This is a genomic window from Novosphingobium sp., from assembly GCF_049240505.1.
Classification (GTDB): domain Bacteria; phylum Pseudomonadota; class Alphaproteobacteria; order Sphingomonadales; family Sphingomonadaceae; genus Novosphingobium.
Window position 1 is genome coordinate 1 of the sequence record NZ_JBMLSM010000081.1, and the last position, 10,829, is coordinate 10,829.

14 protein-coding genes are annotated in these 10,829 nt (G+C 57.1%); 9 read left to right on the forward strand and 5 right to left on the reverse strand.

The genetic code is table 11. The features are described 5' to 3' along the window. Positions 1-92 precede the first annotated feature (92 nt). Both ACOVQ0_RS06625 and ACOVQ0_RS06630 read right to left on the reverse strand, forming a co-directional pair. Positions 93-530, reverse strand: a complete 438-nt coding sequence (locus ACOVQ0_RS06625) for a hypothetical protein (RefSeq protein ID WP_421881814.1) — start codon at positions 528-530, stop codon at positions 93-95. Positions 531-674: 144 nt separating this feature from the next. After that, positions 675-1,652 carry a replication protein RepA gene (locus ACOVQ0_RS06630; protein WP_421881817.1) on the reverse strand — a complete coding sequence of 326 codons (978 nt, stop codon included), beginning with the start codon at positions 1,650-1,652 and terminating at the stop codon, positions 675-677. Positions 1,653-1,901: 249 nt separating this feature from the next. On the opposite strand from ACOVQ0_RS06630, the gene ACOVQ0_RS06635 reads away from it, so the two are divergent. The 6 genes from ACOVQ0_RS06635 to ACOVQ0_RS06660 all read left to right on the forward strand — a co-directional run bounded on the left by ACOVQ0_RS06635 (position 1,902) and on the right by ACOVQ0_RS06660 (position 7,481). Then, positions 1,902-2,297 (forward strand): hypothetical protein, encoded by a 396-nt coding sequence (locus ACOVQ0_RS06635; RefSeq protein ID WP_421881820.1) that lies wholly within the window; start codon positions 1,902-1,904, stop codon positions 2,295-2,297. A gap of 18 nt (positions 2,298-2,315) precedes the next feature. After that, the gene (locus ACOVQ0_RS06640) at positions 2,316-3,068 is read left to right on the forward strand and encodes a hypothetical protein (RefSeq protein ID WP_421881823.1); all 753 of its coding nucleotides are present in this window, start codon (positions 2,316-2,318) and stop codon (positions 3,066-3,068) included. Further along, positions 3,065-3,847 (forward strand): hypothetical protein, encoded by a 783-nt coding sequence (locus ACOVQ0_RS06645; protein WP_421881826.1) that lies wholly within the window; start codon positions 3,065-3,067, stop codon positions 3,845-3,847. Before ACOVQ0_RS06640 ends, ACOVQ0_RS06645 begins: the two co-directional genes overlap by 4 nt. A gap of 6 nt (positions 3,848-3,853) precedes the next feature. Then, positions 3,854-4,153 (forward strand): MobC family plasmid mobilization relaxosome protein, encoded by a 300-nt coding sequence (locus tag ACOVQ0_RS06650; protein WP_421881829.1) that lies wholly within the window; start codon positions 3,854-3,856, stop codon positions 4,151-4,153. 1 nt (position 4,154) lies between these two features. Continuing rightward, complete coding sequence (locus ACOVQ0_RS06655) at positions 4,155-6,182, forward strand: relaxase/mobilization nuclease domain-containing protein (protein WP_421881832.1); 2,028 nt, start codon at positions 4,155-4,157, stop codon at positions 6,180-6,182. A 684-nt stretch (positions 6,183-6,866) separates the two neighbouring features. Then, positions 6,867-7,481, forward strand: a complete 615-nt coding sequence (locus tag ACOVQ0_RS06660) for a hypothetical protein (protein WP_421881835.1) — start codon at positions 6,867-6,869, stop codon at positions 7,479-7,481. Here the strand turns inward: ACOVQ0_RS06660 and ACOVQ0_RS06665 are convergent. After that, the gene (locus ACOVQ0_RS06665) at positions 7,471-7,881 is read right to left on the reverse strand and encodes a hypothetical protein (protein ID WP_421881838.1); all 411 of its coding nucleotides are present in this window, start codon (positions 7,879-7,881) and stop codon (positions 7,471-7,473) included. The two genes, ACOVQ0_RS06660 and ACOVQ0_RS06665, sit on opposite strands and share 11 nt — an antisense overlap. A gap of 207 nt (positions 7,882-8,088) precedes the next feature. Between ACOVQ0_RS06665 and ACOVQ0_RS06670 the strand changes: the two genes are divergently transcribed. Next, the gene (locus tag ACOVQ0_RS06670) at positions 8,089-8,850 is read left to right on the forward strand and encodes an NYN domain-containing protein (protein WP_421881841.1); all 762 of its coding nucleotides are present in this window, start codon (positions 8,089-8,091) and stop codon (positions 8,848-8,850) included. Between the two features lie 77 nt (positions 8,851-8,927). On the opposite strand, the gene ACOVQ0_RS06675 is transcribed toward ACOVQ0_RS06670, so the two are convergent. Together ACOVQ0_RS06675 and ACOVQ0_RS06680 are read right to left on the reverse strand one after the other, a co-directional pair. Beyond that, on the reverse strand, positions 8,928-9,155 hold the full coding sequence (locus ACOVQ0_RS06675) for a GDCCVxC domain-containing (seleno)protein (protein ID WP_421881844.1): 228 nt from the start codon (positions 9,153-9,155) through the stop codon (positions 8,928-8,930). Next, positions 9,148-9,549, reverse strand: a complete 402-nt coding sequence (locus ACOVQ0_RS06680; RefSeq protein ID WP_421881847.1) for a mercuric transporter MerT family protein — start codon at positions 9,547-9,549, stop codon at positions 9,148-9,150. Before ACOVQ0_RS06680 ends, ACOVQ0_RS06675 begins: the two co-directional genes overlap by 8 nt. A 73-nt stretch (positions 9,550-9,622) precedes the next feature. Between ACOVQ0_RS06680 and ACOVQ0_RS06685 the strand changes: the two genes are divergently transcribed. Next, positions 9,623-10,018 (forward strand): MerR family transcriptional regulator, encoded by a 396-nt coding sequence (locus tag ACOVQ0_RS06685; protein ID WP_421881849.1) that lies wholly within the window; start codon positions 9,623-9,625, stop codon positions 10,016-10,018. A 147-nt stretch (positions 10,019-10,165) separates the two neighbouring features. Continuing rightward, on the forward strand, positions 10,166-10,810 hold the full coding sequence (locus ACOVQ0_RS06690; RefSeq protein ID WP_421881852.1) for a recombinase family protein: 645 nt from the start codon (positions 10,166-10,168) through the stop codon (positions 10,808-10,810). Positions 10,811-10,829 lie beyond the last annotated feature (19 nt).

Consider the following 10,829-nt stretch of genomic DNA (forward strand, 5'->3'; position numbering starts at 1 on the left):
GAGCCGCTGTCGCCCGAGCAGACTCCTGGCGAGTGAGAATTTGCCTTAGAGAAGTATTTCACGTATATTTTCGTGATTATTTCGAGATTCTGCTACTGGTTCAGCAGGCGGCTAACGAGCCCGCGCGCTCGCAGACGATCGACTTCGAGCCGAGCTGCTGAAGCTTCAGCGGCGGCGGCGGTGAGCGCGACGGTCCATGCAGTCCGCTCGGCAGCACGATCGGCCCGGTCGCTGGCAAGTATGTTCGTCAGTTGGTCAACCTGGTTGCGCAGCTCGGCGACAGTCGCCAACGCTGCCGTGAGATCTTCACGGGAACCCTTCTCAGAACCCTTCTCAGAGAGGGGCGGTGAAGCCTTCACAGGCTCTCTTGTGCGGCCTTCACGCTCAAGGTCATCAGGGAGAAGGACAAGCAAGCGACCCGCATTGTCGCGCGACATAGTCCACCCGGCGCGCTTAGCTTTCATGCGGACAGCATGTGCGCTAAGGCCGATCAGATCCCCAGCTTCACGCAGCGTCTTGAACCCATTCATGTGAACCTCTCACGGCGCAGGTCGTGAACGTTCACCCACATATCTGTGAGAGGTTCACCGTGAAGGTGATCTCATGATTCGAGATATGAATCAATTCATTAGAGCATCAAGCTGATGCAATACACGATCTTTGCGCAGCAATGCCTATCTGATCGGTGACGACACGCTGATTTGAGTTCTAGCGATAGGCGGCTTCGACTGTTTCAGGAGCAATCCGGTCGGGAGTTCTTCGAGCTTGGCGTCTGGATAGACGGCTGCGGCCTGCCGAAGCGCCGTGCGGAACTCCTTCCGGAAGTCCTTGGGGTTGGCGTAGTCCTGTCCGAACTGGTCGTGGAGGGTGTTCCAACTGAGGTTGACGCCTGTTGTGGACTTGATGCGACAGAGCCGGTGCGCGAGCCAGGTGTAGCAGTCGAGCGCCAAGGCCGAATGCTTCAGGGCAGCAAGGGCGCGATGGTCGAGCGGGACGGCGGCGCCGGCCAACGTTTGATAGAAGCGGTCTGACAATTCCAGCTCGCCTGGCCACAAGCTCTTCTGACGACCATCCGGCGATAACCAGGCGTCGAAGCGGTCAATGGGCTGGGTATGGACGGTGCGATTGAGTGTTCCTTGCGTGACAGCGAGGGTGAGGCGGCAAGCTGCGAGCGCCATCATCTGCTTCTTGAACATGGGAAGCGTGCCGTTTCGGCCGGCGTTCGATTTCAATCCGAGCCGGTCCAAAAATTCACGCATCGAATGACCGAGGTCGACAACCGGCGACTGCGTACGGATCGCTTCTGAGCTGATATGAATCATGATCAACCGAGGTTTGACCCCATAGGGTAGGGGCTGCTGGACGAACTGACCGTCCAGGCCAAGGCGTCCCGCTTCTATTGAGAGGCCGACGCCACCTTGCCAACGTTCGTAAACCCGCTCGTCAGTACGCGAACGAGGCATGCCGATTTGACAGAGGACTGCATGCAGGAAATCAATCCGGTCAGGTTGATTGGTTGCGATGTCGCCCCCACTGTCGACGATCCGTCGAGTGATCGGCGGATATTGAGTGGCGGGTACTACTGCCGGCGCGGTGATGGTCCCGAAGAGGTCGGCATGTCCATCAGATGCGGGCAATGATCGCTTCGGCATGACCGCAGGCGTATCACGTCCCACGGTGCGACGACAAGCATGAGCGCGGAGGCGATTTGGGGGTGTCGGGGGTTCCCCTGACCAAGGCGGACCCACATGTGAGAAGCGCAGCGCCGAACATGAGGGTCTGGCCCCTGCCTAGCAGGGGCATACCTTGCCTACTATCATTAAAATTACTCCATTTGATTCATGTTTCAGCATTATGTATAAGTGTGATACCGATTTTGAACGTCATCAAGGAGCACGTAGATGAAACAGATGAAATCGGTAAAGCTAAATGAGGTTGAAAAAATTAAAGCAACGTTGGCTGATTTGCCGGAAAAAAAGAGAGAGGATTTAGGCCTTAGAGAAGCGATTGTGGCTATGAAATCTGAGATACAATCTGCATTAAATAAAGGATATAGCTTAGAAGAAATAATTCACATTGTAGGTGAAACTAATCAGACCATTGGTGGGGCATCAATATCAACTGTTCGACAATATATGCGTCAAGATATGACAACTTTTAAATCATCAGAAAAATCAAATAAGTCAGACAAGAAAAAGACAAAATCTGAGATAAAAAATGAGGAAATAGAGAAAACTAAAGTGACAACTAAGAACGATCCATCACAGAGAACTAGTGCTGCATTCGAAGCACCCTAGGATGTCAAAGGAAATGGAATGTCAAAGCGACTTTTAGCGTGTGTCGGAGATAAAGGCGGTTCAGGCAAATCAACAAAAGCCAGAGGACTATCTGATATTCTACGGCGAGAAGGTGGCAAGACATTCATCAGCGACGCTGATGGTGGTGTCGGACAGCTTGCGCAGTTCTATGGAACTCGAAAGGTGGGTTCTCCGACACCAGAAGGAACACAGGATGGATTCATCGGATGCCATTATTGGGACATCCGTGAGGAATCACAGAGAGACGCACTATGGGAATGCGTTGATTCAGGAGCCGATACGATCCTGATCGATTTTCCGGGTGGTGCGATGCAGATGCTCAAGGAGATCGATGAAGCAACGGGTTTCATCGATCACGCGAAGTCCAAAGGGTATGAGATAACTTTTATGATGGCGATGACGCCTATGGGCGCGTCAGTCGCATCGGTCGGCCGGGCGATCAGATTGTTTGGTGAAACGGGAGCAAAGTTCGCCGTCGCCAAAAATAGATTCTATGGCCCACAGGACGACGATTGGCCAATCTGGGATTCGTCGAGGGCGAAGAAGGCGCTGGAAGACGTTAACGGCGCCGTCTTCGATCTGCCTGCTATGCGGATGCGGTCGTATGCGTTGGTGGATCAAGCCAACCAGGGCTTCACGGAATTTTCCAATTCCTCCGCGCAGAAGACGGTGGACAGGAGCGTCGTCTTCCAATGGCTCCGCAAGCTCGAGGCGGAGGTTTCCAAGCTGCGGGCAGGCGGGTTCCTATGACGCTCGACGATCTTCTTGAGGGTCAGAGTCCTGCTGACGTTGCCGCTGTTCAGAAACACATCCTGGGCCTGGGCGGGGCGCTGAAAGATCCAGCATACGTGCCGGTTGCGGCCGCACTGCTGATCAATTTGAAAACCCGTCGCGCGATTGTGGAAACGGCACGCGGAGTAGGGCAGGCAGCCGCCGCAGAAGCGACGAAGCTGTCGATCTCAGCGATCGAGCAAGCCGTCCCCCCGTTGCTTCAGAGGTTAGCTAAGAAAGCTTCGGAGACGCCACTAACGGAGGTGACGCGCCGGGTGACGGCGCTCTGGCTGTTGTTGGCGCTGTCGATTGCAATGTCTGCGGGGTTCGCGCTGGCAGGCATTGTCGGCTATCGCACAATGGTCGAGGTCATACCGCCTGAAATCGCGACGTTTCAAGCAAACGGCAATTCGCTTGCCTGGCTGACTTGCGATCCAACCCGCGTGCAGGTGTTTGCGAAAGAGAACGGGCGGCGCTACTGCGACGCCAAATTTTGGATGGAGCCGTCTCTCAAGCCCGGCGAAGAAGGTTCTAAGGTCGCAACAACTACTGTGAAGCAAGGATTCCTGCCGATTTGGATTCAGTGGGGGGCCTGGGTCGTGTTGGTGGTGGTAGCCTTTGGAGCGACGCTTTCGGGAATATTCGGCGGTCTGGGCGAACCTGGAGAAGGCGAAGAAAAAATGCCCATGGGCGTGCGGCTTGGAATCGCCATCGGTGGGATGTTCGGCCTGTGGTCCCTGATCGGTCTGGTTTGGTGATACGCCATGACGGTCAGCAAAGCCCGCCCCCATCAGATCAACTTCCGGGTATCTCCGGAGGAATTTGCAGTCCTGGCCGCCAAAGCGGCGATGGCGGGCGTGACGGTGACGGAGTTCGTCAGGCTGACGGCGCTGGAACGACGGATGCCGGTGCATGACCCACAAGCCAAGGAGGCCTTGCGTGAGTTGTCTCGGATCGGGGGCAACATCAATCAGATCGCAAAAGTCGCCAATACGACAGGAGCCATCGCTGGGATCGACGCCGCGCTGATCGAGCTGCGCGCCGCTGTGGCGAGGATTGGCTGATATGATCCCGAAGGCTATCGGCGCAGGCGAAGGCTTTGGTCCCCGCGTTACATACATCTGCCAAGGCGGGGCCGCTGCGGTCGAGACGCGTAATCTGATCTCGGTTGATACCGCAGCCCGCGAGATGGAAGCGACCGCGGAGATGTCGCGACGGGTGAAAAAGCCGGCATATCATTTCGTGCTGACCTGGCCCGGCGGTGAGAACCCCTCGGATGAACAGATGTTCGCAGCGGCGGACCATTCGCTGGCCGGCCTGCGGCTTTCAGAGAACCAGGCCGTGATGGCTGTCCATCGCGACCGTGAACATCAACACATTCACATCGTTGTGAACGTCGTGAACCCGAACAGCGGCAAGGCTGTGAAGCTGTCTCATGACTACAGAAAGCTTGAACAGGCGGCGCGTGAGATCGAGCGACGCCAGGGCTGGAGTGTGGGCGCAGGGAAGTATGAACCGAGAGTGACGGTCGACGCCCAGGGGAACGAGGAAGTGACGTTGGTAGAGGTTGCCGTCACCCCTATTGCTGCGGTCGGCCGCCGCGATCAGCTGGCGTTGGCGCATGAGGAGCGGACGGGTCACCTGCCTTTGGAAGATCGGTTCACGGAAATCACGATCGCGGTGGCTGAAGCGACGAGCTGGCCGGATCTGGACGCAAAACTGGCGGCGATCGGCGTATCGATCGAACGCAAAGGGTCTGGCGCCGTGTTCATTGGCGATAACGGCGAGATCTCGAAGGCCTCGGCGGTTACCCGCACAGCGTCATTATCGAAGCTGGAGAAGCGCTTCGGCGCAATGCAGGAGAAGATCCATGGAGAGCCAATCAGAGAAGCCAGTTCCAGGGGCGCAATCGGTGGCGACCACGGAGCAGGAGGTGGAGGGACCTTGGAAGCCCGAGCCAAACCATCCGGAGAACTACGAGTATCGTTCGTTTCTGTTCGCACCGGATCAAACGCCGATGCCCTCGATGCGATCAAAGACGCTCGACGAGTTGGGCGTTTATCCGCAGACCGTCTGCGTACATTGTCCGGGCGCAGTCTGGATGCAGCACGGACATGGCGGCCTGACGAACTACTGTCTGGTTTTGAAGACGCTGGTGGACTTCCCGCTCCTGCGCTGCGACGCGCGCCCCTCGGACGATCTGACGCCGATTCCAGATCGGGAACCACGGCCCTTTCACGACGCCATAATTCCGGAACCGAAAGTGACAGAGGCGCGCCGCAAACAAGCCGAAGCGGCGGAACGGTTGCAGCGGCTGCGGATACGTCGATAAGGCGGCTGCGTTTCAGCCGAACACCCTGCCATGGGGCCGTGTTTGTAGGTCCGCCGGTAACATTGCGTCAGCGGTTGGGTTGGGCCGATGATGCGCGCCGGCGTCGCCAAACGTTGCGGGCGGAATATGATCTGGAACGTAAGCGTTCGGATGCCGCGATGTCGGCTGAACGCCGGCGGATGCGATCTATCGCGGAGGAAATGTTGGCGGGATCGCGGGCTGAGGCTCGGTCGCAACGTTCGGAGATGAAGGAACGCCACAAGGGCGAGCTGAAGAATCTGAGGGGATTGCTGCCGCCTGGGGTCGTGCGGGCGATTTTCGAGTTCTTTATGCTGCTACGCCAGCTTCGGGAGCAGCAGAAGCTCGAAGAAGAAATCGTGCGTCAGCGCGATGAACGTCGAGAAGCATTCAAGCAGATGGTGACACCTAAGCACGAGCGACCGCCGGCGTTCCGGAAATGGCTCTCCCAGGCAGCGAAAAACGGCCGCCTGGAGGCAATGCAAGCGCTCGATGACCTGAACATTAGGGACGGCATCAAGGGCTCTATAAACCCGGTTACCGGGGCCTGGCGGGGACCTTTACGAATAACGATGCCGCTGCCGGCGCGGGCGCCGGGTCCGGCTTCAGATATGAAGCGGGGAATTGAGTCGGAGCAGCTTGTAGAACAGACGCCGCTCGCCATCGCTGCAAAGCAGCTCCTAGAGCGCGCCAAACTACGCAAAGCGGTGGAATCTGCGCAGAAACCTGGAAGAGCGATGTAGCCCCTGTTCCCTGGGGTTTGCGGGCTATTTTAGAGCACCCCAAAATCGAGATAAGGCGCCACTCAGAGCGCCTCTGGGTCAGAGCGGCTAGGTTACCGCCGAAATTTGACAGTCCCGTCGTGGGCCTCAATACGACGCCAGGGCGAGGCATCCTAGAATGCCGTTTAATCGCGCTAAAACGGAGGCTGGAACACGACTGGGATTTTTTGGCTGGTTGGGGCAGGGTTAGTGGTCTCTGCGGCATCCGCCTCTTCATCCTTAAGGCCAAATCAGCGGGTAGTAGCGCTCTGGCGGTTGGGATTATGGCCAGACGGATTGATCTGCTCGATTATCCACAGTCCCTTCGTTCAACTACCGGAGAATCTAACGGTAGAATCTAACGGTTCTATATAGCGGGGGGCGATTAGGCGCATATCGCATGATTCTTGGGGGGCGATTAGGCGCATTCTTGGGGGGCGATTAGGCGTGGATAAAACCCGTTCCCCACAGGAATTGGATAGGGCTGATCTCTCAGTGGAAGCTGCGGAAGATTTTTGGGGAGTGGAGCATTCGCTAAGGCGTGTCTGAGCATAGCGGGGAATTCCCAATACAGACAAATAACTAGTCCGCAAAAATTCTCATGTCATCAGTTGAAATCATAAAAATTCTGCCTCATATAGTGCTTATTGAACTAATAGGTGCACTATGGCTGCGGATAATCTTGATAAATGCTATGAGTTAATGAGAAGTCGCCTGGCCATTATGAGTACGACTCTGGCGGCGCTCCAGTCCGGCGCGGAGACTGCGCCGGCCATTGAAACGTGGCGGAAGCTCTCATCCGAGAAAGATGCCGAAGCGTCAGACGCCTCGGCTGCAAAGGACCTGATCAAACTGGAGTGCTATTTGCGGCATGAACCAGTTAGACTGCTGCTGTTGATGCATACGCTTGTGAGCGAGAAGCAATCGCCGCCGATCGAGCCCTTCGTCCTAGAGACTTACAAGACCGCGGAGAATCATCTGGCTAAGATGCGCGAGGTGCTCGCCGAGCTGCAGTCCGGCGCGGCAGAGGGTTCGAAGATCGTCGAATTGCAGGCGCGGTGGCTCCGAATCATGGAGAGCGATCGACCACACGACGATGACAAGGGAAAATGGTTCGCCGGCGATCTTTACGAAGAGACTTTGCGGCGCATGCCCGTTACCGCACCTGCGCCGAAGCTCCCGAAGAAGACGGACGGTGATCCGGATTCAACACGCGGCCCGGTTCAGATGATGAAGATGACGAAGCGAGAAGAAGATGAACCGAAAAAAATCATGAAATAGCCTTCACCGGAGTTGAAGGAGGATGAACGTTCACGAGCAACCAGCGACCCGGGCGACCAGCATTCTTGATTATTCCCTGCTTTTTTAAGCGGTGCAGGTATGTGCGGAACGTATTCTCGTTGAGTTCGAAGTTGACGTAGCGAGCGGCCGTTAGGAGCTGGCCCGCGTTGAGCGGCCCGTTCGCAGTCTTGAGCGCATCGATCAGACGGTTCTCGATCATGATCCGATTGACGCTGTTTTTTCGGTTCACGTCGGCCAGGCCTGCGCCTTGTTGGCGAGCTTTCATGAGCTGCCGCTGCAGAGCGTGTTTCTCCTGCGTCAGATCCTTGATGCGCGCCTCAATCTGTTCGATTTCGGCCTGAAGCCGTCTTTCATAATAGGTGGCGAGATCTTCTGGCATCGCGTTGCACTCTCTTTTTTGCAACAAACACCCTAGCTAATTGATCTAAATTCACCAAATTAATCAGCATCTTGCCGTCTTGACAATCAGGTTAGTCCGTGATAGCGATAAAACGCAGTCGTTTTATCGCTATCACGGACTAAAATAGATGTTGCGATAACTGTTGCAAACTGCGCCAGCCTGTCTAAGTATCATTGGCATTATCCAGTGATAGCTTGCTATCGCTCCAAAAGCCGCAAGGGAGAAATCCTGAGCGGCTTTTGCGTTTCTGCGGTATGGGCGGTGATGCGAGCGATTTTCTATATCGACGGATTTAACTTCTACTACCTGAGAACAAGGGGGCAGCCACAGTTCAAGTGGCTGAACATGAAGGCGTTGGCGGATAATATCGTCCGCGCTGGAACGGTCGTTCATAAGGTCAAATATTACACTGCCCCGGTTTCCGTGAAAATCGATCCCGGCGCTCCAGCCCGACAGCAAGCGCTATTCTCAGCGCTACGGACGGTTCCTGAGATTGAAATCTGCCAGGGCCGGTTTCTGTACTCGGAGAAATGGGCCAGACTGGTCCATCCGCCAAAGGCCAAACCGAATAGCTACGTCTGGTCGCTGCCTGGCCCCGACGTTGTCTACGTGACCAAGACCGAAGAGAAAGGCAGCGACGTCAATCTCGGCGTTCACCTGGTGCGAGATGCGTTCTTGGATCTCTTCGACGTCGCATATGTGATCACCAACGACACGGACCTTGTTGAGCCGATCCGCATTGTGACGCAGGAAACCAGCAAGCAGGTCTGCATCGTAGCGCCTTGCCGTCCCAGACGGGGCGGCGCCCCTATTCCCGCGCCAAGCCTTCTGAATGTTTCATCGTTTGTGCACTATATCGATGACCGCGAACTGGCTAATTCGCAATTCCCGCCCGTGATCAACAGGGCCGGCAAAGCGCCAGTCACAAAACCGGCGACCTGGGTTTAAGCGCTTAAGCGCTGATCGTTGCAGCCTCGCCACGCGGATCACCGAGACGCCCCATTCGTCAGCTGTCGGGGATTTCCTCAGCTGCAGCAACTTGAGCCCGTGCCGGCCTGCTGAATCGGTGGGCACGGAACGGTTGCGTATGAACAGAACACGCAACAGTCGCCGGGCTTAGGCCGAAGCAAGGCCCCGCAGCCAGTGCAGTCGTATAAGAACCAGCATGCGTCAGTGGGCATTGTCTCAGTCTTCTGCGTCGCGCAATGCGGGCAGGTGATGGTCGACTGAAGGATCGGTGCGGTCTTAAGCATAGGTATATCCTGCCCAGAGAAGCGCCGCGCCAATTGCGAGCCCAACGAGTGTCAGCGCGCGAATGGCGGGCGGCGCGCAAACTCCGTTCGTCGTGCAGACCATCGCCGCGCGCTGTTGGCGCCATAGAAGGATGGCGCCGCCGAGCAAGCACACTGCAGCGACGGTCATCAGCAGCAATCTATGTGGGGCCGCCATCAACGCTACTCCCGTCAACCAGGCTGTGCCAACCCCGAGGATAGAAAGGAAAAAAGGCAGAGCGCAGCAGGAGGCCAATCCGAATGCCGCGGCGATTCCGGCTGCGGTGAGCAGCGCGGCGCCCGAGGAAGGCGGTTTCTCAGCGAATGAAGATGAAGCGTCAGATTCGAGCATTGCGGAGGTCCTTGAGATCAACATCCGACGATCCTACTGTCTGTAGCGACTACAGACTCAAGCGCAACATGAGCAGGCTGTTATGACGGAACGTAAGATGTTGATCGGGGATCTGTCACAACGCACCGGAGGCAACATTGAAACGATTCGCTATTATGAACGGATCGGTCTGCTCCCTGCTCCGGCTCGGCGTGGCCGCTACCGCAGTTATGGTCTTGAAGATGTGAGCAGGCTGCGGTTCGTTCGCCGCGCGCGCAATCTTGGCTTCACGCTAGATGAAGTCCGCGCGCTTCTCGAACTGGCTGCAGGCGGACGAAAATCATGTGGCGATGCTCGCAGTCTCGCGGCGGCGCATCTTGCCGATGTGAAAACAAAGATTGCGGACTTGCGAAGGATGGAGCGCGTGCTCGTCGAGGCAGTGCGAGCATGCGACGCTGACGTCAACGCCGACAACCAAGGATGCCCGCTGATCGATAGCCTAAGCGCTGACTGATGATTCCGTTCGTTCGCCAAGAAAACGGTCGGTAATCTGGCGACGCCTCAGGAACCCGCTCTGGGGCCATCTACCCGCAAGAAAACCCGTTGCGATTATCATCACAAGCTTGCACCCTACCGATCATCTTTCTGGGCGAGGTGACAGGTGCTGATCGGATATGTTCGGGTCTCCAAGTCCGATGGAACGCAGACGCTTGCGCCGCAGCGCGATGCGCTGATCGCCGCCGGCGTCGATCCTGCACGCATCTATGAGGATCTGGCCTCGGGCCGGGATGACGCCCGCCCTGGACTCGCCGCATGCCTGAAGGCGCTTCAACCTGGGAACGCTCTCGTCCTGTGGCGGCTCGATCGGCTTGGTCGCGACTTGCGTCATTTGGTGAACACGGTTGAGGATCTGCGCGTGCGCGGTGTGGGCTTAAAAGTGCTCGCCGGCGCCGGCGCGCAAATCGACACGACGACAGCGAACGGGCGGCTTGCCTTCGGGATCTTCGCCGCCTTCGCTGAGTTCGAGCGGGAATTAATCACCGAGCGGACTCAAGCGGGCTTGGCGGCGGCGCGCGCTCGAGGGCGGATGGGCGGCCGGCCGAGGAAGATGGACCGCGCGACGTTGATGATGGCGATGGCGGCTATGTCCGATCCAAAGTCGGTCGCGGCCGACGTGGCGAAGCGCCTCGGCATCACCACCACCACTCTCTATGCTTACATCAACGGGGATGGGTCGCCCAAGGCCGCGGGCCAGGCCGTGCTCGACAGCGAGCCGCTGTCGCCCGAGCAGACTCCTGGCGAGTGAGAATTTGCCTTAGAGAAGT